We start from the raw sequence: 210 nt of genomic DNA on the forward strand, positions 1-210 counted from the left end.
GCGCCAAGGTGGACAACAACTACTTCGAGGACTCCAAGGACGTCCTGGGCACCTTCTACACCGACGCGGCCGGTTACTGGCAGGTCGCGGGCAACGTCTTCGACAACGTGACCTGGTCCAGCCGCAGCGGCGACCACAACCCGGCCGGGCCCAACCCGCAGTCCAACACCACTGTCAGCATTCCGTACTCCTACAGTCTGGACGCCGCCG

Annotated in this window: 1 pseudogene; it reads left to right on the forward strand. The window is 64.8% G+C overall.

Annotated elements, in window-relative coordinates:
* Positions 1 to 210 (forward strand): annotated as a pseudogene (locus CCN42_RS45015) (pectate lyase); the annotation flags it as partial.

The sequence above is a fragment of the Streptomyces glaucescens genome (assembly GCF_002154375.1).
GTDB classification, from domain to species: Bacteria; Actinomycetota; Actinomycetes; order Streptomycetales; family Streptomycetaceae; genus Streptomyces; species Streptomyces glaucescens.